The sequence below is a fragment of the Vreelandella xerophytica genome, from assembly GCF_968048975.1.
In genome coordinates, this window is the sequence record NZ_OZ309106.1 from 2,550,820 (window position 1) to 2,573,655 (window position 22,836).

The window sequence follows — 22,836 nt, forward strand, 5'->3', positions numbered from 1 at the left end:
TTTGCTCCCTGCCGGCCACCGCGATATAGTGCCGGCTACCGCCCCTTTCTCGCCAGGGGCGCTTTGTTTTTGCGCCTGCCCGTGGAGAAACGATGAGCCAGCCCGCCCCGCTCGACCCCTTGAGCCTGCCCCTTCACGGCAGCCGCCTGATCGAAGCCAGCGCAGGCACCGGCAAGACGTTTACCATTGCGCTTTTATACGTGCGCCTGGTGCTGGGCGGGCGCCACCCGGAAGATGAGGCGGCGTTCATCCGCCCGCTGACCCCGCCGGAAATCCTGGTGGTCACCTTCACCAACGCGGCCACCCAAGAGCTTCGCGAGCGGATTCGCAACCGCCTGGTGGAAGCCGCCGAGGTGTTTCGTGAAGACCCGGACCTTGCCGACTCGCCTAGCGACCCGCTGCTGCTGGAGCTGCGCCGTGAGTACCCACCCTCGGCCTGGCCCGCCTGCGCCCGGCGTCTTACGCTTGCCGCCGAGTGGATGGATGAAGCCGCGGTGTCCACCATTCACAGCTGGTGCTACCGTATGCTGCGCGAGCACGCGTTTGACAGTGGAAGCCTCTTCTCGCTGAACCTGGAAAACGACCAGCGCGACTTGGAGCAGGAAGTAGTGCGCGACTACTGGCGCACCTTCTACTACCCGCTTGAAAGCGAAGCGCTGGAAAGCATCGTCAGCTACTGGCCCTCGCCGGACGCCCTGCACGCAAGCCTTCAACGCCTGCTACCGGAGTGCGATGCGTTGGGCGAGCCGCGCCCTGAGCCTTCACAAACGCTGGCTACCTGCCAAGCCGCCCGTGCCGCCAAGCTTGCGGAACTCAAAGCCCCCTGGGCCGCCTGGCTGGACGAGCTGGTGCCCGCCCTTGAAGATGCCGCCCAGCGCAAGGCCTTCAAGGGCCAGAACTTCAATGCCAAGAGCCGCGCCAACTGGCTGGGAGCGCTCAAACAGTGGCATGAGGGCGATGCCGCCCACCCCGCGCTTACCGATGCCGCCTGGAAGCGCATGACGCCAGACGGCATGGCAGAAATCTGGAAAGAGGGCGCACCGCCCTGCCCGGCGGCCTGGGAGGCGCTGGCCGCGCTTCCCGGCGAGCTCAACGCCCTGCCCGAACCGCGCAACGATTTACTCATTCACGCCGTGCAGTGGTGCCGCGCGCGCCTGGAGCGCGAGCAGGAGCGCCGCGCCGAAATGGGCCCCAATGATCTACTCACTCACCTGGACCGCGCCCTGCAAGGTCCGAATAAAGAGGCGCTGGCAGCACAGATACTGCGCCAGTTCCCGGTCGCGCTGATCGACGAGTTCCAGGATACCGACCCGATCCAGTACCGGATTTTCAACGCCGTGTATGACGCGGCCCAGCCGCGCCGCGACAGCGCCATCCTGCTGATCGGCGACCCCAAGCAGGCCATCTACGCCTTCCGCGGGGCGGATATCTTCACCTACCTGAAGGCCCGCCAGGACACCGACGGCCGCCACGTGACACTCGGCACCAACTTTCGCTCCAGCCAGGCGATGGTCGAGGCGGTCAACCACTGCTTTCACTACGCCGACCAGCACGACGCCGGCGCCTTTCTGTTTCGCGACGCGGCCGGCAACAACCCGCTGCCCTTTCTGTCCGTCAAGGCCAAGGGCCGCCGCGAACAGCTGGTGTGGGATAATTCGCCGCTGCCCGCCATGACGCTGTGGGCGCTTGAAAGTAACGAGCCGCTTTCCAAGACCACCTACCAACTGGAAATGGCCGAGCGCTGCGCCTCGCACATGGCCGCTCTGCTGGAAGCCGGGCGCAAGCGGGAAGCCGGTTTTGCACTCGAAGGCGAGCTGACCCCGCTCAAGCCTTCGGACATGGCGGTGCTGGTCAACGGCTTGCAGGAAGCCCGCGCGATTCGCCTGGCGCTGGCCAGCCGGGGGGTGAAAAGCGTGTATCTATCGGATAACGACAAGGTGTTCAGCTCGCCCATCGCCCAGCAGCTGGAAACCTGCCTGCGCGCCTGCGCCGAACCGCAAGCCAACTCGCGCCAGGCGGAAGCCAAACTACGCGCCGCGCTTGCCACCCCACTGTTGGGCCTGGCACTTCACGAGCTTGACCACCTGAACCAGAGCGAGCTTGCCTGGGAGGCGCGGGTCGAACAGTTCAGCCGCTACCACCGCCTGTGGCAGCGCCAGGGGGTGCTGCCGCTGGTACGCAAGCTGATGGTGGATTTCGCCATTGCCGAGCGGCTGCTGGGCGAGTTTGCCGAGGGTGAGCGCTTGCTGACCGACCTGCTGCACCTGGGTGAGCTGCTTCAGCAGGCGAGCCAGGAACTCGATGGCGAACACGCCCTGATCCGCTTTCTGACGGAGGCCATTGCCGACCCTGAAAGCCACGGCGACAGCCACAAGCTGCGCCTGGAAAGCGACGCCGATCTGGTCAAGGTGGTCACCATCCACAAATCCAAGGGGCTCGAGTACCCGCTGGTGTTTTTGCCCTTCATCGCCAATCACCGCCCCATGAAAGAGGGTGACGTGCCGCTGCGCTGGCATGATGGCGAAGGCAATCTGCAGTTGAGCCTGGGTGCCGATAAACACACTCTGGCCACCGCCGACCGGGAGCGTCTGGGCGAGGATCTGCGCAAGCTGTATGTCGCGCTCACCCGCGCCCGCCACGCCACCTGGCTGGGCCTGGCCCCGCTGAAAGATGGCGAAGGCAGCGCGCTGGGCTATTTGCTCAACGGCGGCAAGGCCATCGCCCCCGCCCAACTGGGCGAAGCCCTTGAAGCGCTGGTCGATGAAAGCGCGATTGCCCTGATGCCCGCCCCGCAGGCCACCGCGCTGCGCTACACCCCGGCCGAACAGCACCAGGCGCTTGGCCAGGCGCGCACGCCCCGCCGCCCGGCGCGTGAACAGTGGTGGATTGCCAGCTACTCGGCGCTGCGCACCTCCGGCGGGGTTTCCGGCGCGTTAGCGGCACCGTTCACGCCCACACCAGAGCCTACCACTCCTCAGGAAGCCACCACCTTCGAGGTGCTGGACGAACCCCAGGACCTGCTGTTTGACGCCCCGCTTGCCCCGCAGGCAGGTCACGATACCGCCCCCCTGGAAGAAGCCGCGCACCTGCACCGCTTCCCGCGTGGCCCTGGCCCCGGCACCTTTCTGCACGGGCTTCTAGAGTGGGCCGGCCAGTTCGGCTTTGCCAAGGCGCTGGAAGACGCCCCCGCCCGCGAAGACGCCCTGCGCCGCCGCCTGCAGCTGCGCGGCTGGCAGGCGTGGTACGAGACGCTGGACAGCTGGCTTGTGGGCCTTCTGCGCGCACCGCTGCCGCTGCCCGGCCAGCAAAGCGTGGCATTGAACCAGTTGAGCGGTTATCAGGTAGAGCTCGAGTTCTGGTTCGCCGCCCATCAGGTCGATACCCAAGCGCTGGATAAATTGGTTAGCCAGCACTTGCTCCCCGGCACCCCACGGCCGGCGCTGGACGCCGACACGCTGAACGGCATGCTCAAGGGCTTTATCGACCTGGCGTTCGAGTTCGAAGGGCGCTTCTACGTGCTGGACTGGAAATCCAACTACCTGGGGGGTGACGACAGCGCCTACACCGTTGATGCCCTGAGCGCCGCGCTGCTGGAAAAACGCTACGACCTGCAGGCCGCGCTCTATCTACTGGCCCTGCACCGGCTGCTCAAGGCCCGCCTGCCGGACTACGACCCGCATCGCCACCTGGGCGGCTCGCTCACGGTGTTTTTACGCGGCAGCCGCACCGCCCAGTGTGGTGTGCACGTCGAGCCCGCCCCGGTCGCCCTGATCGAAGCGCTGGACGCCCTTTTCGCAGGTCACAAAAACCGGGAGGCAACCGCATGAACGATGGCTACACGTTTGATCTGTTCGGCGATGACGCGCTGGAAACGCCCGTAAGCGCACCGCCCCCTATGATAAGCAGCGCACCTCAGCCGCACCCGGCGCTGACCAGCACCCCGGCACTGATGACGCTTTTCGAGCGCTGGGTAGCCCGGGGTTGGCTGCGCGACCTGGACCGAGCGCTGGCCAGCTTCTTCGCCCGTGAGGCCAGCGACGCGCCGCCGCTGCTTCTGCTGGCCGTGGCCCTGGCCAGCCACCAGCTCGGCCGCGGCCACGTATGCCTGGACTTATACGCCACCCTCGACTCGCCGGATTTCGCCCTTTCGCTGCCGCCGGAAGGCGACGACCTGAGCGACCCACCGCCGCTGCCCAGCCAAGTGCTTGCCACGCTGACACTCAACGAGTGGCAGGCGGCGCTTGAACACTCCACGCTGATTTGCGACGGCCACGGCAACACCCCGCTGGTGCGCGTGAGTAGCTCATCCACCACGCGGCTTTATTTGCGCCGCTACTGGCAATACGAGCAGACCCTGCACCAGGAAATCGCCGCCCGCCTGAACGTGGCGGCGCGTAACGACGCTGGCAACGTACCGCGCCATCAGCCGCTGCTCAAACGCAGCCTGGATACGCTGTTCCCGGCAACCGACACGCTGGACTGGCAGAAAGTCGCCTGTGCCCTGGCCGCCCGCAGCCACTTTGCGATCATCACCGGCGGCCCCGGCACCGGCAAGACCACCACCGTGGTACGCCTGCTCGCGCTTCTGCAAACCCTGCAGCTGGCCGAGTCTGATCAGCCGCTGCGCATCCGCCTGGCCGCACCCACCGGCAAGGCCGCCGCCCGCCTGAATGAATCCATCGCCGGCCAGGTCGAAAAGCTCCCCGTCAATGATTTGGTCACGCGGTGGGAGGGAGCTTCAGCTCGCGACGATTCGGCCCCTGGGCAGCTACACGCCTCGATCCCCACCGAGGTCACAACACTCCACCGCCTGCTGGGCGCCCGGCCGGATACCCGCCACTTCCGCCACAACCCCAACAACCCCCTGGCGCTGGACGTGCTGGTGATCGACGAAGCCTCGATGGTGGATATCGAAATGATGACCGCCGTGCTCAGCGCCCTGCCCGCCCACGCCAAACTGGTACTGCTGGGCGACAAGGACCAGTTGGCATCAGTCGAAGCCGGCGCCGTACTGGGCGATTTATGCCGCCGCGCCGAGGCCGCCCACTACACGCCGGAAACCGCCGAGTGGCTGCATGAACTCACCGGCCAGCCGCTGCCAACGGAACTGACCGACCCACAAGGCCAGCCCCAGGACCAGGCGATTACCATGCTACGGGTAAGCCACCGTTTCGACGCCCAAAGCGGCATCGGCCAGCTGGCCCAGGCGATCAACCAGCCGTTGAGCCGCGAACTCAATGAGCGCGACAAGCAAAGCGCCGTGCAGGGTGCACTACGCCACGGCTACGCCGACCTGCACCACCTGATCTTGAGCAGCGAAGACGCCCCCCCCCTGGAGCGCCTGGTGATTACCGGCTCACCGGAGCGCTTTCCCAACGCTGGCAAAGGCCGTGTGGATAAGCGCAGCGGCGCGGAACTGCCCCCGCCCACCGGCTACCGTCACTACCTCACCGCCCTCAAGGAGCAACGCCCGGATTCAGGACTGCCTTTTGAAGAGAACCGCGAGCTCTATAACGCCTGGGCCCAGCAAGTGCTGAACGCCTACGGCCACTTCCAACTGCTGTGCGCGCTGCGCAAAGGCCCCTGGGGCGTGGAAGGCCTGAACCTGCGCATCGCCCAGGTACTGCGCCGGGAAAGATTGTTGAGCGCCAGTGATATGGAGCTGGAGAAAGGCTGGTTTGAGGGCCGCCCGGTGCTGGTAACACAAAACGACTACAGCCTGGGGCTGATGAACGGCGATATCGGCATTACACTCGCGGTACCCGACCCACGCACACAGGGAAGAACGCTGTTGAGAGTCGCCTTTCCTTCCACAAGTGCAGCCAGCGGCCCCAAAAACCCCATCCGCTGGGTGCTGCCCTCTCGCCTGCACGCGGTGGAAACCGTGTTCGCGATGACGGTGCACAAATCCCAGGGCTCGGAGTTTCTCCATACAGCCCTGCTGCTCCCCGCCACGATCAACCCCATCCTGACGCGGGAATTGGTTTATACCGGCATCACCCGCGCCCGGCAATGGCTGACCCTGGTGGAAGCCAAGCGCGGGGTGTTGAATGAGGCAGTGGTGCGGGAAGTGAGGCGGGTCAGTGGAACCGGGGCGTCGATCAGCCTTTAGGCAGCGTTTCCGGGCGAATATACGGGAACATATGCGCGACGTAGTCGGCTTTGCCCAGCTCGATCTTCTCGCTACGCAGGATGGAATAGGCGGTCATGATGTGGAAGTAGAACTGCCCCAGCGTCCAGTCCCGCGCGTACTGCTCGGCGGTTAAATCGAGAATCATGCCGTTGGGCAGCTCGTGTACCAGCGGCTTGTCTGCGCTGACATCCAGCGCATCGGACGCCAAGCCGCCCAGTAACGCGAGGGTTTCATCGATACGCTTTCGGGCATCTTCAAGCGTGCCGGGGTGTTCGCCTGCATTGCGCCCTTCTTCGAGCAGCTCCTTGATCGAGGCCGGTAGGTCTTTACCTTGCAGGCGGTGGACCGCTTCTTGAACCTGCACGCAGGCAAAGCGTACCTGCGTGGAAAGCGGAAACATATCCGGCGCGAGGCGTGCGGAAAGCAGCGCTTGTGCCTCGGCGTCCGGCAGTTGGCTTTGCGCCTTTTTCAGCCAGTTCGAAAGCGCGCCGAGCATTTGGGTGTAGGTGGGGACCAGCAGTTGCGTGAATGACATCGTTGTTCTTCCTGTACAAGGGAGAGTGGCGCAGTCGTGGCTATCGCGAACTCATTTTATAAACCTACCTGACTACGAATGACAGCCAACACGCCAGATAAACCGATTTACTACTGCCGAACTCTTGAACGCCCGCTTTGGGCTACACTAGGCCCGCCTCAATCGACGGGTCGGGTGACGGATCAAAGCAAAGGAGCTGCCAATGAAGTATCAAACGACAATAGGCCGTATCGGGCGTCAGGGCGTTTCCCTGCTATCTCGACTGGGCCGTCACGAACTCGCCATGCTGCTGTGCCTGGCGGTCATTTCCGGCGGCATTTGGGGCTTCGTCGCGCTGGCCGGTGAAGTCATCGAGGGCGACACCCAGAGCTTCGACGAGCGCTTGCTGCTCGCCCTTCGCAACCCCGCCGACCTTAACGACCCGATCGGCCCGGGCTGGGTCGAGGAAATGGGCCGGGACTTTACCGCCCTCGGCGGTGTCGGCGTGCTGGTGCTCCTCACGCTGGGGGCACTGGGGTATCTGCTACTCGCCAGGCACTTTCGCGCGGCGCTCTTCGCCCTGGTGGCGGTGCCCGGCGGCATTTTGCTTAGCACCCTGATGAAGATGGGTTTCGACCGAGCCCGCCCGGATCTTGTGCCGCACGAAGCCATGGTCTACACGGCGAGCTTCCCAAGCGGCCACTCCATGATGTCGGCCGTGACCTACCTCACGCTAGCCGCGCTGCTCATCCGCATACAGCCCGCGCTGCGCCTAAAAGCGTATCTTCTGATACTGGCGATATTGCTGACCCTGCTCGTGGGCATAAGTCGCGTCTATCTGGGGGTCCACTGGCCGACCGATGTGCTGGCCGGCTGGACCGCTGGGGCAAGCTGGGCGGCGCTCTGCTGGGGCGTGATGCACTGGATGCAGGGACGTGGGCAGATTGAGAAGGAAGAGAGTGAGGCGGGCAGCGAATAGCCCACCTCAAATTAATGCAAGGCAACACAATGCGTGTTGCTCTGCAGTTGGAAACATGAATATTTAGCGTGAGTATTCTGTTCAAGGATTCAGCTATCGGCCAAGTGCGGACGTTGAGGCAATGCTGATATAACGCATTGCTCACCGGAAACTTAGGAGCGCAGCGAGTGATTTTTCCGAGTGCAACAACTTGTTATGTGAAAACTACTCGAATTTGGCTTCTTTATTTTGATTGATTCTATATTCGAATGAAACCCATGATCTTTCTGCGCCATGGCTTCTCGCTTTAACCTCACCAATTTTAATTGCAGCAAAAAAACCATTTTTATTAACCAAAGTAACAAATTCCCCTGTTTTAGGGGTTCTATTCGTTGAGGTGTAGTCAAACATTGAAGCATCAGCTATGTCTCCAAAATCTTTAGCTCCGTAAGCCAAAGCAATACCCTCAATACTCGACGGAGCTTTGTATACATGTATCGAGTTGTTGCTTGCACTTGAAAACCTCAAATCGAACAGCATACTTCCAGATCCAATTGTGAACCTGCCATTGTGGTTATCATAATCAAACTCAACTTCACCACTAAAGCTTGAATTCGCATATTTACTTGAACTGCTTTCAACAGCAGCTGCAATTGGGCTATCTGACGTTTCAAATGGATTTCTACCTAAGGCAGGACGAGCTTTTGTGCTCTCTCCATGGATTTCTCTAATTAAGGATGAATATGATTTTTCATACGCACCTTCATCACGAAAATCTATATAGAGTTTGGCTTGAAGAAATGTGGGAGTAACTTTGTCTGCGTGATTACTTCGGATAAGTGGAATGATTTTTTCAGAGTTTATATTGGCCATTAAATCAGCCGTCAAAATCATTTTTTCATATCCGACACCACCCAGACCAGCATTGGCTTTAGATACATATTTTTCAGAACAAACACAAATTACTCGATCAACCTGAGTTAATCCACTTTCCATAAATGATGGCAAGTCTCCACCAATTCTCAAATCCCATTGGTCAAGAATTACATCCACACCGTTCTTGGCTAGTCTAGTTGCTAGGTTCAAAACCCACTCTTTGTGATTTTCATTATCATGTGAATATGAAATGAAACATCTTGGAACTGAACTCATAATTTACCTTTTCACATAACAGCGATTATAAACTTTTCTACATAACCTAAATGAACCCGACGGCGCATTCATTCAGGTTATACCGCCTTTCACTCACGAACTATCCATTGAAATTTTAAAGATATTAAGTATCAGTAGGCGGCATAACATAGAATATTATGCCAGCTGAATAACACGGCAGAACCAGCATCCCGCTTCTACCGGAATGACCGTTCAGGGTCGTCAACTGCCTCAGCCGTTCTATCAGAGTAGACTAAGGTTAAGTGCCATCTGCTGTGTCCTTGAATTTCCCTTCAAGACGCCATATTGTTGATTCGTGATCTTCGAATTTACCACCAACTTTTAATCCGGTCTTACTAATTGCTGCCTTTAATCCAGCATTGACGCCGAAATCATCTTCATAGGATACAGATAGGGAAAAATCTTGGAGGCCATAATTTATTCGGCCTTTGGCGATAGACTGCCACGTTGGTTCATGTTCATACCAAACCAAATCTTCAGGGATTGATGGTGTTACAGTTCCTGATAGCCTCGCCTCAAAAAGTAGTTGTGAGCCAGATTTTGATGATGATGAAACTTCAGCTCCCACCTTACTTTCGGCTTCCCCTAGCGGTACTGAAATACGGCTAGAGAAATCTCTTGACCAACCGTTAACGTGCTCGACGCGAATTGAAGTAGCCCCTAAACTCATAAGTAAATCCGTTGCTTCACAGAACTTGTGTTCAAAAGTGACGCGGTGAAAATCAGCCAGAGTGTAATAAACGTTAGGCAATGCGGGATGCCCGATGTAAAGAACACCATCGCGAGGATGGCTCGGTGGAAATGAAAGTAATTTTGCAGTCGTATTTCCAACCGGTAACACCAAAAGACCATTATCTCGCGCACGCCCCCACGCCTTTATAGCCTCGCGAGTTACTTCCGCTATCGTTCTACCTAATGGAAGAGGAAGAACATCAAAAACAATCGCTTCAGTAATTTTCTTCCAGTCAAGGCCATTTTCACGAAGTTGAACAGCTCTTCGTTCCTCCTGCTCCGCAGCTTCAACAATCACATCGTCAGTAACAACAATCAATTGCCTGCTCGAATACGGGAGTTCCAAGAAGCGAGAAAAATTGTTCTCAATGTCATTCATTGGTATGAATTCCTATTGCGCTTAACTAGTAATGGACTTCCTATCTTGTGATTGGATAAACGTACCAGCACGTTTATCCGTCAAACACAGCCTGCGAAATGCGCTCTAAGTATTTGACAGAAATAAAAATTAACTGAAATCCAGCTATATGCCTAAAATTTGCACTGTTGCTGCATTTTCCGGCAATGTCTGCTTTGGGTCGAGCCCCGACTGTAAATTAACCTTAGCACATGTCGAGCTTGTATTGAGCCATTCTTTGACCTCCACCCGATGGAGGAAAATGCCATGAACGTCTCGACAGAAATCTCCTGTACATCCACACCTTGGAATAAAGGCAAGTTGGTTGGGCAGAAGGCGCCTCTGCGTCTTCGAGATATCTGGGCCATCCGTGTTCGCCTACAGCTTGCCCAAAAGACGAGAGACCTCGCCCTCTTCAATTTAGCCATCGATAGCAAATTACGAGGCTGCGACCTCGTCAATTTACGAATACGGGATATAGCCCATGGTGCGTGCATATCCCCAAGAGCCATTGTGATGCAGCAAAAGACACATCGACCTGTCCAATTCGAAATTACCGAGCAAACTCGCATCGCTATTATCGACTGGATACAGCTTGCTCAGCTCGGGAGCGGGGACTTCTTGTTTCCCAGTCGAATCAATAGCGCAAAGCATCTCTCGACGCGGCAATATGCCCGTATTGTGAAAGCCTGGGTTACCGAAATAGGTCTAGGTGCATCAATTTATGGCACGCACACAATGCGTCGTACAAAAGCTTCGCTGATATACCGTCGCACGAAAAACTTGAGGGCAGTGCAACTGCTCCTGGGACACACGAAGCTGGAAAGCACCGTCAGGTATCTAGGGATAGAGGTAGATGATGCGTTGGAAACGGCAGAACAGACAGAAGTTTGATAAGGATAAACGACGGCCTATTTCGGGCCGTCGTTACCCGGCCAGGAGCGGACTTTAATAACTAATTTCATGAACCAAAAATTCATGAGGTTGATGAAGGTATTTACAACTCATTTCTCTATTAGAAGCTCCTTCAGATTGGTGCGAACAATCGAAGCAAGCTCAGTCGGCTGCTTTTTACGCAAACGACTAATAGAATCTATTGCATAAGCTACATCGGACGGTACTGATGGCCTACCAAATGACTCCGTAAAAGGGCCATCAGTTTCGGTTAGCATCCTCTTCATAGGTATTTCCATAATTATAGGAAGATTTCGCTCGCTTGCTAACATCGTTGAGTTAACTGAAAAATAGCAACCCAACTTAACTGCTCGCTGCACTTCTTTTTTTGTGCCTGAGAACCAGTGAAGGACAACTTTTCCTTTTCCAGCAGGCAAGAACTCCTCCACATAGTCCAGAACCAATTTAGATGTTCTTATACTATGGATGGAAAGGATCTTGTCTCCTGCTTCCGCACATCGCTTTAATACATGTCGAAAAACTCTCTTTTGAGCATCCATCGACTTGTAAAAACGTGGGCCTGCATCAAGGCCCACTTCACCAATGTATCGAGTTTCAGCGAGAAGACTATCCCAAATCGCTATTTCAGCTTCGTGCTCAGCTACTAATTGAGGATGCAACCCTAGCGCTGCACGTACGTGCTTTGTCTTCTTTGCCAACTCATTATTACGAGACCAAGCTCGTGGTGTTGTTGTGACCGCAAGGGTGAATATCCCAGCTAATTCCGCTTGTAGAACGGCCTTCTCATGATCTGGATAAAGGTCAAGATGGCAATGGAAGTCCACTAACCCCTTTTTAGCTATATTACTTTCAACCATTATTTCGGCCTAGTTTGTACACCAGAGATGAATTGGCTGACTTCTGCAAGTCCGCGTCGATAAACATTAGCAAGTTCATCTAAACTGTCTGCTTCATCAGCGAGCGAACCAGGTTTATGAATCAATAGATTTGCAAGTTGTGGCCGTTTTTTTAACCTCTCAATCGCGTACTGAAATGACCTAATCTGCACTCCCTCTGCTTTGCGGGTATCCAGCGCTTGCGCTTCCAAATCAAGTATAGTGTATTGAGTACCATCATTTTTAGGGCCAAACGCAGATTCCAATGAGGCTCGTCGAATTATACAAGGAAGACAATAGCCACAATGTTCAATTCCAAGACCCTGCCAACGACCTTTCGTAGGAGAGGAGCACGACAATGAGTTCTCAGCTAGCTGTTTAAGTAAACTAGTGTTTTGACAGCATGAAGCCATCTCTCCCTTCGTTTTATCCCAATAAGGATTCCGTACCTCTCCATTTACATTCATTATTTTTAGAAAGTCATTCCAGCGAGACATGTAGTAAGGGTGAGTTGTTCGTGTACTGTTAGAGCCAAGTCGCAAAGGGTCTAAGGGTACGTTTAGTGCAATAAGCCCATTCTCAGGGACACGAAGTGTAAAGTGCCGTCCAAAACCTGTTCCTGCAAAAACTCCCAACGCAAAGAATAAAAAAGATCGTCCTCTTGTGCTGTCCTCCGAACTAACTCCTTTTATCAAATCCTGCTTAAAGGTCATCCCCACTCGTAAGCGATCAAAAGAAACCTTTTTGTAATGTTCATTCAGGCCTGAAACCAGTTTATTCTGAGCATCACTTGAAGCACCGTCGCCAGAATGACTGATCAATAACGGTGTGCTCCCGTTTTCCAATAAATCAATCGCTCCAATCAGGCTATCAAGCCCCCCAGAAAATAGGCTTAGCGCATCAAAAGGATGAGAAAAAAGATCTGTTCCTTGCTGCTCTACAATAGACTGGAAACGAGATGGACGTTTTCTAAAACCAAACTCCCATCGGTCACCAGTCAAAAAGTCCAACATATTTTTTAGTACTGACGTAGCAGCACCCCATCTGTCCGGGTCACTCACTGGCACTACGAGGCGGATTTCCCGAGTCCAAGAATCTTGTGATTGTTGTTCGCGTGAAATTCGAGTATCAGCAGCATGAACATGTGCAGCCAAAACCAACAAATCCAGTCCTATTTCAGTGGGATAGATACCAAGTTTCGTCAGGCTTGATAAGGCGCTTCCGATACCGTGATCTAGCGATTTTTCTCCTGCAACGAATTGTAAGTATGTTCTCTGCTCATCCCTTCCCACGGGAACATCTAACTTGTCATCTTCTCCGAACCGGCCTGCTAGTAATTGTCGTTTCATTGGTCAGCCTCCGCATCACCCAGAGACTGTAAAATCGAAAAAGCAGATTCGTATACAGAGTCAACAAAAGTCAAAACATGATCCTGAGCCATGTTTGGCGCACTCTCCTGCGTTCTGATAAGTGCATCACTTACTGCTCCGCGAATAAAGTCGCGCAACTGCTTTTCAACTTGATGCGCGACTCGTGCATTTGATGGCATTGTGACAACTTTAGTGCCAATATCATTGCAAATTCGTGCTTCGATCGCATGTGTGGCATAAAGCTCAAAAACCGTATCCATTTGCTCGGACGTAAAAGCATCTAGATCCGCTAGGCCTTCGTCAGCCAGGTCAACAATCGTCTCAATATATGCTTCACGTGCTATTCCTTCATCAACAGTGCCCGCCCCTGGACAAATGTGATCTGCCAAAGCAACGAAAACTTCTGATATCGGACGTCCAGCCATGGAGCCTAAATTGAGCTCCAGCAACGCCTCCCGCATCCCCCTAGCATTAGCATCTGCTAGGAATCCAAGAAGTCGCGCTCCTGCTCCTCGTGAAGCCCCCATGCGCTGTGCAGCTTGACGAGCGCCTCCTGAGGATGTGGAAACATACCGAGAAACCGCACGACCAAGACTGGCTCGATCATTACCACCAGATACTGCATACCTCGTGAAGTTGCTACGAGCACCGGAAAAGCGCTGAGGATCTGCAGCCTTCGAAATTGGAGGTTTATCAGGAGGGGTAGGTGGATTAACTAAATCCGGTGCAGGTGGTCCGTTTTGATCTACGTCAGGCTCAGATCCTGGTTCAGGATCACCCAACCAAGAAGGAATTAAAGGGGTACCACCCCCTGGTCCACCATATGCTGTTGAAGTACCCATCAACGACTTCCTTTTGGTTGACTGAGCGCCCTCTCAGCCGCTGCTTTCAAGAATTTATTGTTAGTAACTTTACTCCAGTTACCTAACAGAGCTGTTAAACGTGCATTTGGCCCCTGGTCTTTGATTGCACCTTGCCATCCACCGACAACCCAGGGGCCACATTTATCCTTGGGTAACGATTCCAGAAAATCCAACAGAGGGCCCTGCAAGCCAGGCTGAGCTTTTACAAGTACAATAAGACCGTCAATACCTTCAGGCTTTGTACTGAATTCCCCAGCACTCACAATCCTGCCACGCACTGCCTCGAACACCTTATCTGCCTCAGGCTGGGCAAGCTGTTTCAGCTCCGCCTCAAAACCCTGTACAACCATCTTTCCACCAAAAAGCTTATCTACCACAGCAGACAAATGACCCAAAACCGATACTGGACCGAAGTAATCCTTCTTATCCTTGGTCACGAAAAGATAAGGCCGGATATCGACTCCCGCTAAAGCTGGTTTTAAAAGTGCCCACTCTCTTACTACCTCACTGGCTTTCCACTCAGCAAGCACTGCTGTTTCAGGCTGTGGCGATATTTCTTGAAAATCTTCTGCATCTTTATCATCAATGGGCTTCTCATCAGTAGCCACAGTTTTTAAACTTTCTTCGAGTAATCCAAAGTCTTCAAATTGGCCCTTTGGGTGAGTTGCAGAGACATAAGCAATCTGCTCGAACAGTTTGGGTATAAACCGTTCGGCTAACATTAGCTTTGCTAGAATTGGAAGCTTGATATCCTCACCAAAGCCTCTGGCGATTGCCGTGCGCTCCCGCAACAGCAACGTGTTGAGAAAGCGTTTTATTTGTCGCGGATTTCCCTTGGTTCCACTGGCGAGGATAGGACCAATCTGATCGCTTAGGATAAGAGCGTTGTTTGCTTTTTTAGCACTGTCACCCAACGCACTTCGAATGATTGCCCCATCCAATCCACTACTCACCCAAGGGCGCTTTAACTGCTCCCTGGCCGCGTCAATCAGTTTTGCATAACCAGCGTCTGTTTCTCCAAGGTCGACGCCAACCAATAATAACGTCACGTAGATACGTGTTTCTGTTTCACCCAGAGCAGGGATGCGGATTGGTATCTGAATGAGCTTCTCTAGGTAATTACGAGCATAATCTCTCGGGCCAGTGCTATCCGGCAAATCAGGAAAGTGCTTGCGCACTGCGTATTCGATCATAGCTTCGTCAGCTGCGACAACAAACGCAGTCCGTGAGGTGAACACAAACAGCCTAATAGCCTCAAGGGTCTCAATGGCTGTATCGGGTAGACAGCGATCAAGATCATCAACTAGGACAATAAGTTGCTTAATTCCTGCTTCTTTAAGCAGGTCATCAAAAGCTTTCCGAAACGCTTCTACCTCTTCAGGGACATTCTTTATCTCACCGGGCTTTAAGACACCTTTAGTCTCTTCGATAGCTGTCAAAAGGTTCTCTTTTGTCGCTAGCTCTCCAGGAGCACCTACCATAGATTCGAGCGAGCCTACTAGAGACTGGATTTGATCCTTCGATGCAATTCCGGTGAAAGTAGTAACTGCAAGACCGCCAGCCCGCTTTGCAAGCTTTAACCAATCAATACAGTGGAATACTTCTTTAACAGCACCTGCGGCTTTTGTTAATGCAGGACGCTTCTTAATTAACCCTGATACTATGCCTTCGATTAGTGCGATTTTGGCATCTTCAAAGCCCTGAAATCTCCAACCATTGAACTTGAGACACAATACTTCGTCATTACCATCTAGGCCTGACTCAACCATTTCTAGCACACTGGACTTACCAGCCCCCCAATCTCCATGGACGCCAATGGTTATAGGGTGATTAGGTCGCGATTGGAGCAATTCTATGATAGTACTAGCTATTGCTTCATTATTAAGAAGATCAACCTTTGTTTCGTTGTCAGTCAGGAGCATTTTTTCCCCTAAAATCATATTTAATTATTTTACTCTTCATTAGCTAACTACCTTCTACGTCGCCTTTCCTATCATAAACAGTTACAAACAAAATTCTCTATTTAGAAGGAACACCATTCTCTTAAACATACTTTTGGTTAAAAAAGGGATAGCCATGACAATTTTGGTAGATATTTTCCGAAAGTCCGCTTTGGGTCGAAAGGCGACATTTTCTGAAGCGCTTTCGCTCTGATGCTTCAATACTACCAGTTAATTTAGGTTAGCCCTACCTAAGTAGCTCGACTTTTAGTCGATAGAAAATGCTTTACTATACGAGTGAGGCTACGTTTCCAACCATTTTGGTTCATGCGGCACATCACTCAGATGAACTAGGGCTGTTATAGTTTGCGTGCTATTTGATTGCGACGAAACAACCGGTATGAACGCAGAAACCATCGCAGGTAACCAATCAACGCGAGCGCCGCCTGATCAAACAATATGATGGATAACGGCTGGGCGCAGGGAAAGGGGCATTTCTGATTTTCATTTCCCAAGACGCTCACTCAAAGCGACAAAGTCCTCCGCCACAAAATCCCAGTCCTCCTCGGCCTCCAAATCCTTGCTCTGCTCCGGACCATACTCCGTAGGTCTGGGTATAAACGCCGTTTTCATCCCCTGGCCCCGCGCAGCCCGCAGGTCCGCATTATGCGCCGCGCACAGCATCACCTCTTCCGGCGGAAGGTTCAGCAGGCGGCACGCGCCCAAGTAAACCTCCGCGTCCGGCTTGTAGTGCTCGAATAGCTCGGCGCAGAAGATCATATCCCAAGGCAGCTTAGCATGGCGAGCCATGTCGACCATCAGCGAAACATTACCGTTGGTCAGCGTGCCGATGATGTAGTCCTCTTTTAGATGCTCAAGGCCGCGCGGCACATCCGGCCAGGGTGTTAGCCGGTGCCAGAAGAGGTTGATACGGTCGACGGTAGCTCCACTAAGCGCGATGCCGTGTTGGTCGAGAAGCTGAACCAGGCTTTCACGGTGCAGGTCATCGAGCTTCGTCCAGGGGAGCTCGCCCTTGCGTACCCTGTCCATGGAAGGCGCGTAACATTGCCGCCATTGATCGGTCAGCGCCTCTTTGGGCAGCTCGATTTTTAGCTCCTGCTCCAGCTCGCTGAACTGTTGAATCAGGCTGGAACGCCAGTCGACCACCGTGCCGAATACGTCGAACAGAATCGCTTTCATTCTCCCCTCCTTCGCCAAGTACCTCTTGCCAGTGTTGGCGAGGTTACCGCGCTCGGCAAGTGTGTGTGGCGCAGGTGCTACATAGCGGGCTCCAAGTGCCAGCCCTGGTTGGTGGCTTCGAGACGCTCGGTGAGTGCCAGGTTTTCCAGAAAAGCGTCGTCATGGGAAACCACCAGCAACGCGCCGGGGTAGCTGCGCAGCATGGTTTCGAGCGCCTGAGCCGAGGGCAGATCGAGGTGATTGTTGGGCTCGTCCAACAGCAGAAGGCCCGGCGGTGAGTCGGCGTAGAGCAGGCATGCAAGCGCGCCTTTCAGGCGTTCGCCACCGCTCAGCACGCCGCTGGGGGCGTTGATCTTCTGCGCATCCAGGCCGAGCTGGGCGAGGCGCATGCGAAGCTCTCCTTCGGTCATCCCCCGGTTGGCCAGCCGTAGCTGCTCGAAGATGCTTAGTTTCGCATTGAGGCTTTCCAGGCGCTGATCGAGGTAGGCGCACGCTGGCGTTACCGTGCAGGTACCAGCTAGCGGCGCCATCTGGCCGGCCAGCACCCGCAATAGCGTGGATTTACCGCAGCCGTTCGGCCCGACCACGCCGATTCGCTGCCCGCCTCGCACCATCAGGTCGATGTGCCGGGTCGTGCTCGTCACGTGGGGCAACACGCAGCGCTCTAGCGTCGCTACGGTTCGCTTGGCGGCTTGGGGAACGGGGATATCGTGCAGGGTGATATGGGCTGCATCTTCGACGTGCTGTGCGGCTTCCAGAACCAGCTTCCGATGGTGCGCCTGGCGGGCGGCTTGGTTTTGGCGCAGCGCGCCTGCTGAGGCTTCGCTGCGCGCTTTCTGGCGGTCGAGCAGTATCTTGGCCTGGTTGGCGTCCTTGCCTTGGCGGTTGCCCCGCGCCTGGCGGCGCTCCTGGCGCTCGCGCTGCTGTTGCTGAGCGCGCGCTTCGCGTTGGCGTTCCTGCTTGCGCATGTGGAGTTGCTCCTTCGCGTTTTGCTGCTCCTGCGCCTTGGCCTCGGCGTAAAACGTGTAGTTGCCGCCGTAGCTGTGCAGCCCCAAGGGCGATAGCTCCACGATGCGCCCCATGGCATCCAGCAGTTGCCGGTCGTGACTGACGACGATTAACCCCCGCGGCCAGCGCTGTAGCTGTTCGATCAGGGCCTTCCGGTTGGGGCGGTCCAGGTGGTTGCTTGGCTCATCGAGAATCAGAAAATCCGCCTGGGAGAACATGGCGCCCAGAAGCGCGACCCGCATGGCTTCGCCGCCGCTCAGGGCGCTGGCGGGTGTGGTGGCATCAAGATAACCCAGGCCGCCTCGCTCGAGTTCCTGGTGAAACCGCTGGGGCATATCCCAGTTGCCTTCCGCCATTTCAAAGTCTTGGGAAGCGGTACTGCCCGCGGCAATGTTGGAAAGCGCCTCCAATGTTGTGTGCACACCCGCAAGCTCGGCCACGGTGGCCTCCTTGGGACGGGCGACCTGCTGGGCGAGGTAATGCACGTTCGCTGGGCGCTGGCATTGCCCGCTCGCGGGCGGCAACAGGCCCGCCAGAACCCTGGCCAGCACCGACTTGCCGACACCATTACGCCCGACCAACCCCGTGGGGCGGCTATCGAACTGCTCATGAAGGCCGGTAAACAGCGCCCTGCCATCCGGCAAAACGTAGGAAACACCGCTGACGGTGATTGAAGTAGTTGTCATGTTGGATACCAAGGATGCCAAGACTTCCCCGCGTTGGGGCTGGTGAAGACTGGCCGTCATTGCAACGGCGGCATCAATGGTTCATTGGACAACTTCCTTTAAGGAATAGGGAAATGTGCTGCTTGCTGAATAACCTTAGCGAGGGATAGCTGGACGTGTCAAATGCGGTTCTTACCCTTCGGCTTGGTTAAATTTCTTTATAAACGCGGCAGGGTTCGCCCCGCTCTGCCATAGTGAAAGATCACCCATCAAGCGTACTCAAGGAGAAGAGACATGACCCGTACCGCACGCGTGGAACCCGTCAGCGAAGACCAGGAAGATGCCATCGTCGTGTTGGCGTGGCGTGTCGTGGATGTGACCGACCCCGACGCCCCGCAGGAAATCTCAAGCCATGACACTGAACCTGAAGCGATCGAGGCAGCACGGCTTTTTGAGGCCGAGACCTCCAGTGAGCCGGGGTCCGACCCGGACGATACCCAGGATTACGACGCCTCACGGGCAGATTCGGGTAAGCGCGACGAATAGCGTTCACAGGCGATGAGGGATGAAAAAGGGCATGGCGCTATTGAAGCTCCTTGCCCTTTTCGCGTTGACGCAAGAAGGTTTAATTCATCTCGTTGCTACGGGCGCTTTCCCGTCGCCTGCAGGGCTTGGCGTTAGGTAAACCTGATGGCATGAAAATGCGGTGGATCATGGTCATTGAAATACATGGCAATCATGCACGCCATAAAATCTGCTGATGACAGCCATGATCAATGCTCAGAAAATTGAATAATTGCACCATCATATTACGCTCTGACAGCATAAAAAAAGTTCTTATTGAGGGTGATCATACCCTTGACTCTACACGGCATCAGACAACGTTATTTAACCTGCCACCACACCGCTATCTGCGGTTCAAGCTGGCCTTTAACCGGCAGCTTCCCATCTCGCGCAAAATCCGCCCATAGCCCGCGCAGGCGCTGGCCGTGTTCGAGCAACGTAGCTTCGTCCACGTGCTTGACGATATCGGCATACTGCCAGCTCTCGGGCTCGCCCAGCAGCAGCGGCAGGTCGATGGTGTGGGCGGCGCCAAACGGGTAGCGTCGCTTGCCCCAGTCCAGCCGGTAAACGTAGGCGCTGCCGCCTGCCTTGGCATGGCGGCGGGCAAACCTGAGCGCATCGCGCTTGTACACCTTGTGCGTGGTGGCAGCTACCATCGCCCGGGTGGCCGCCTCGCCCATCAAGGGCCAGCGGCGAAGCCGCATCAGGTTGGGGGACATCACCAGAAACAGCGCGGTTTCTTCCGCGGTGGTGCCGATGAACACGTCGAAATTCGGCGCCACCCGGCGCCAGGCGGAGTCTACCTTGGCCTCAGCAGGCAGCGGGTAGTGGCCGTACTGAATGCCAAACGGCATGGCGGATCGCAGCCCAAAACCCTGGGCGGCTTCCACTACCTGTTCCTGTACGCGCAGCACGTCTTCCAAGGGGGCATCGTCTTTTACACAGGTGGCCCTGCGGCTCATCCTGGCGTTCATCTTTGCTCTGCCCCGGCTGATGCCCAGTGGCGCGCTCTGAATGATGGCGCGCTGAAAAAGCCCCTGCGTGCCTTCGGCAATCATCAAGTGTGCCGCCGCATCGCCCCCGGCGGAATGGCCGAACAGCGTGACGTTGGCTGGGTCGCCGCCCATGGCCGCGATGTTGGTGTTGATCCAGCGCAGCGCCGAAATCAGATCGAGCAGGCCCAGGTTCGCCGGGCGCTCGGCGTAGCCGCCCAGAAACCCCAGCAGGCCGAGCCGGTAATTCACGGCCACCACGATCACATCTTGCTCCAGTGCCAGCGGGCGCACATCGAACACCGAAAGATCCGCCGCGCCAAACACGTAAGAGCCACCATGAATCCATACCATCACCGGGCGCGGCGCCGCGGCGGGGCGTTCCGGCACGGTCACCGACAGGTGCAGCTCACCTTCAACGGCGTGAAACTCCTGAGGGGTAATGCCGAGCGCTTCGTTTAGCTCAGGAATAGTGTTTTGCGGCGAGGCCGGCGACCACCCGGCGGCATGAATGGGCGCGGCAGCCGGCGGTTCATCCACCGGGGCACAGAAGCGCGGGGCACGGGCGTAGCGAATACCGGTAGCGCGAATCACCCCGCGATCCCGCCAGCCGATGATATCGCCTGCGGGGGTGGTGAAGCGCGGGGCGTTCTGCTCAGTAGGCTCGGCGTGGGGCATGGGGTTCCTTGGATTTGAAATCGTCGCAGCATAGCATTGCTGATTCATTCAGAAAGGCAAGCCGCCTCGCCCATCATGGCACCCGCCACTGCCCGGCCCACTCATCCGCCCGCTTGAACACCGCGCGGCGGTGCTGCTGGCCCAGGTGCAGCGCTTCTATCGCTTGAACCTCCAGCCACAGTACCGCAAAGGCGCTCTGGGCCGGGGTCTTGGTGTAGGCCAGGGAGTCCGCAATCGGTTCGCCCGGTGCGGGGCCGCAGCTGTAAGCGGTGCGGGCGTGTTCGGGTATTCGCTGCCAGCGCTCGCTCACCTCATCACCGCTCAGAATGGTCACATTGGCTTCAATGCGCAGCTGCAGCTTTTGTTCAGCATGCCAGATGTGCAGCGCGGCCGCGGGGTGGGCACGCAGGGCGCCTATCTTATCCGAGTGAATATCGGTATAGGTGGCAAGCGTGGCGGCCTGCTTGTCGGCTTCGCGCAGCACTATGGTACGCGCCTGGGGCTGGCCGATTTCGCTGACCGTGACCAGGGTCGGTTGGCGGGCAGGGCCGTGGCGGTCGTTGACGCCCTGGGCCAGGCACGCCCAGAGGTGGTTGTAGAGTAGCGGCAGCGCTTCTGCCCAGGAGTGTTCGTTTGTCGGCATAAGCTACCTTTGCAGGGGAAATTAAGCGGGTTTTTCATTTGCGTGAGGTTATTTATAGCATGTGCTGGCATCGTCGCGAGCCGACGCCGGCGCCTACCGTGTACAGGAGTTTTCGGCGTTGCTTTACCTGTGCAGAAGTCATTGGACGCGCTTGCCCATCACCCTCTAGACTCAAGGCTTGTTTCTTCTGAGTGCCTCGCCCATGCGCGTTTTCTCTAATCCGGTCGGTGCCGGTTCCTTGTGGTTTAGTAACCTGGTGACCGCCGACGGCGTGCCGGTGGCCTACGACCCGCAGGCTCGGGCGTTCATTCCCATGCCGCCGTTTTGCGCCAACCGCGAGGTCATTGGCTGTAACTGGATTGCCTCCAACGATGGCGACCTTTGCCGCGCCTGTGCGATGACCGCCGTGGTGCCGGACCAGTCCATTCCCGACGCCATCCCCAACTGGGCACATACCGAAGCCGCCAAGCGCTGGGTGATCGATAACCTCGGCCGCTGGCACTGGTTCCGCCCGGAAGACCCCGGCGCGCCGCCGGTGTTCCATCTGTTGGCCGAGGGCAAGAAACCGGTAATGATGGGCCACGTGAACGGCGTGGTGACGATCAGCGTTGCGGAAGCCGACCCGGTGCTGGTCACCACCCGGCGCGAAGCACTGGATGAGCCCTACCGCACCATGATTGGCCATATGCGCCACGAGATCGCCCACATGCTGTGGTGGCGGTTAAGCCTGCGGGAAGACTTCTTGAAGGCCTTTCGCGAGATGTTCGGTGACGAGCGCGCCGACTACGGCGAAGCCCTCAAGCGCCACTACAACGAAGGGCCGCCCGAGGAATGGCAAAGGGAGTACCTTTCTACCTACGCATCTTCCCATCCGCATGAGGACTGGGCGGAAACCGTCTCTCACCTGCTGCATTTGACCGATATTACCGATAGTTTCGTCTCCTCCGGCATGGATTCGCCGGAGCTGCCGCGAGATCACAAGTGGGACGCCTACGCCGAGACGGACGCCGAGCGCCTGATCCATATCGCCACGGCCTTGATCGCCGGAGTGAACCACGTCAACCGCGCCATGGGGCTTTCGGATGTCTACCCCTTCCTGCTCTCTGAAGTCACGCTGCAAAAGCTGATTTTCGTACATGGCTGGCTGCGCCGGGGGGCGCAGGGGCTTTAAGCGCGGGTATTCTGCTGGTACCTCGCAGCCCCTCACTACAGGGGC

17 protein-coding genes are annotated in these 22,836 nt (G+C 56.2%); 6 read left to right on the forward strand and 11 right to left on the reverse strand.

Features of this window, described 5'->3' with window-relative positions:
• The first annotated feature begins 92 nt into the window (after positions 1-92).
• Both recB and recD read left to right on the forward strand, forming a co-directional pair.
• Positions 93-3,827: an exodeoxyribonuclease V subunit beta gene (gene recB, locus ACWF8S_RS11960; protein WP_447553542.1), complete on the forward strand. Its 3,735-nt coding sequence runs from the start codon at positions 93-95 to the stop codon at positions 3,825-3,827.
• Positions 3,824-6,112 carry an exodeoxyribonuclease V subunit alpha gene (gene recD, locus ACWF8S_RS11965; protein WP_447553543.1) on the forward strand — a complete coding sequence of 763 codons (2,289 nt, stop codon included), beginning with the start codon at positions 3,824-3,826 and terminating at the stop codon, positions 6,110-6,112. The genes recB and recD overlap by 4 nt, the downstream gene beginning before the upstream one ends.
• Here recD and ACWF8S_RS11970 read toward each other — a convergent pair.
• Entirely contained in the window at positions 6,102-6,668 is a 567-nt protein-coding gene (locus tag ACWF8S_RS11970) for a DUF1993 domain-containing protein (RefSeq protein ID WP_447553544.1), read from the reverse strand. The two genes, recD and ACWF8S_RS11970, sit on opposite strands and share 11 nt — an antisense overlap.
• Positions 6,669-6,870: 202 nt before the next feature.
• Here ACWF8S_RS11970 and ACWF8S_RS11975 point away from each other — a divergent pair, with 202 nt between their 5' ends.
• Positions 6,871-7,626, forward strand: a complete 756-nt coding sequence (locus ACWF8S_RS11975; protein ID WP_447553545.1) for a phosphatase PAP2 family protein — start codon at positions 6,871-6,873, stop codon at positions 7,624-7,626.
• A gap of 204 nt (positions 7,627-7,830) precedes the next feature.
• Here the strand turns inward: ACWF8S_RS11975 and ACWF8S_RS11980 are convergent, their stop codons facing one another.
• Positions 7,831-8,757 carry a toll/interleukin-1 receptor domain-containing protein gene (locus ACWF8S_RS11980; protein WP_447553546.1) on the reverse strand — a complete coding sequence of 309 codons (927 nt, stop codon included), beginning with the start codon at positions 8,755-8,757 and terminating at the stop codon, positions 7,831-7,833.
• A 259-nt stretch (positions 8,758-9,016) separates the two neighbouring features.
• A complete protein-coding gene (locus ACWF8S_RS11985; RefSeq protein WP_447553547.1) occupies positions 9,017-9,889 on the reverse strand; it encodes a hypothetical protein in 873 nt (290 codons plus the stop codon).
• A 285-nt stretch (positions 9,890-10,174) separates the two neighbouring features.
• On the opposite strand from ACWF8S_RS11985, the gene ACWF8S_RS11990 reads away from it, so the two are divergent.
• The gene (locus ACWF8S_RS11990) at positions 10,175-10,801 is read left to right on the forward strand and encodes a tyrosine-type recombinase/integrase (RefSeq protein WP_447553548.1); all 627 of its coding nucleotides are present in this window, start codon (positions 10,175-10,177) and stop codon (positions 10,799-10,801) included.
• A 110-nt stretch (positions 10,802-10,911) separates the two neighbouring features.
• Here ACWF8S_RS11990 and qatD read toward each other — a convergent pair whose 3' ends face one another.
• From qatD to ACWF8S_RS12020, 6 genes are all read right to left on the reverse strand, one after another.
• Positions 10,912-11,679 carry a Qat anti-phage system TatD family nuclease QatD gene (qatD, locus tag ACWF8S_RS11995; protein WP_447553549.1) on the reverse strand — a complete coding sequence of 256 codons (768 nt, stop codon included), beginning with the start codon at positions 11,677-11,679 and terminating at the stop codon, positions 10,912-10,914.
• Positions 11,679-13,046, reverse strand: coding sequence for a Qat anti-phage system QueC-like protein QatC (gene qatC, locus ACWF8S_RS12000; RefSeq protein ID WP_447553550.1), 1,368 nt, complete (start codon positions 13,044-13,046; stop codon positions 11,679-11,681). The genes qatD and qatC overlap by 1 nt, the downstream gene beginning before the upstream one ends.
• Positions 13,043-13,909, reverse strand: coding sequence for a Qat anti-phage system associated protein QatB (gene qatB / locus ACWF8S_RS12005; protein ID WP_447553551.1), 867 nt, complete (start codon positions 13,907-13,909; stop codon positions 13,043-13,045). Before qatB ends, qatC begins: the two co-directional genes overlap by 4 nt.
• Entirely contained in the window at positions 13,909-15,870 is a 1,962-nt protein-coding gene (qatA, locus tag ACWF8S_RS12010) for a Qat anti-phage system ATPase QatA (RefSeq protein WP_447553552.1), read from the reverse strand. The genes qatB and qatA overlap by 1 nt, the downstream gene beginning before the upstream one ends.
• A 504-nt stretch (positions 15,871-16,374) precedes the next feature.
• Entirely contained in the window at positions 16,375-17,070 is a 696-nt protein-coding gene (locus tag ACWF8S_RS12015) for a haloacid dehalogenase type II (RefSeq protein ID WP_447553553.1), read from the reverse strand.
• A 77-nt stretch (positions 17,071-17,147) separates the two neighbouring features.
• Positions 17,148-18,764: an ABC-F family ATP-binding cassette domain-containing protein gene (locus ACWF8S_RS12020; protein WP_447553554.1), complete on the reverse strand. Its 1,617-nt coding sequence runs from the start codon at positions 18,762-18,764 to the stop codon at positions 17,148-17,150.
• Between the two features lie 273 nt (positions 18,765-19,037).
• Here ACWF8S_RS12020 and ACWF8S_RS12025 point away from each other — a divergent pair, with 273 nt between their 5' ends.
• Entirely contained in the window at positions 19,038-19,289 is a 252-nt protein-coding gene (locus ACWF8S_RS12025; RefSeq protein ID WP_447553555.1) for a hypothetical protein, read from the forward strand.
• A 338-nt stretch (positions 19,290-19,627) separates the two neighbouring features.
• On the opposite strand, the gene ACWF8S_RS12030 is transcribed toward ACWF8S_RS12025, so the two are convergent.
• Both ACWF8S_RS12030 and ACWF8S_RS12035 read right to left on the reverse strand, forming a co-directional pair.
• Positions 19,628-20,977: a carboxylesterase family protein gene (locus ACWF8S_RS12030; protein WP_447553556.1), complete on the reverse strand. Its 1,350-nt coding sequence runs from the start codon at positions 20,975-20,977 to the stop codon at positions 19,628-19,630.
• A gap of 73 nt (positions 20,978-21,050) precedes the next feature.
• On the reverse strand, positions 21,051-21,620 hold the full coding sequence (locus tag ACWF8S_RS12035; RefSeq protein ID WP_447553557.1) for a pyridoxamine 5'-phosphate oxidase family protein: 570 nt from the start codon (positions 21,618-21,620) through the stop codon (positions 21,051-21,053).
• A 202-nt stretch (positions 21,621-21,822) separates the two neighbouring features.
• On the opposite strand from ACWF8S_RS12035, the gene ACWF8S_RS12040 reads away from it, so the two are divergent.
• Positions 21,823-22,791 (forward strand): zinc-binding metallopeptidase family protein, encoded by a 969-nt coding sequence (locus ACWF8S_RS12040; RefSeq protein ID WP_447553558.1) that lies wholly within the window; start codon positions 21,823-21,825, stop codon positions 22,789-22,791.
• Positions 22,792-22,836 lie beyond the last annotated feature (45 nt).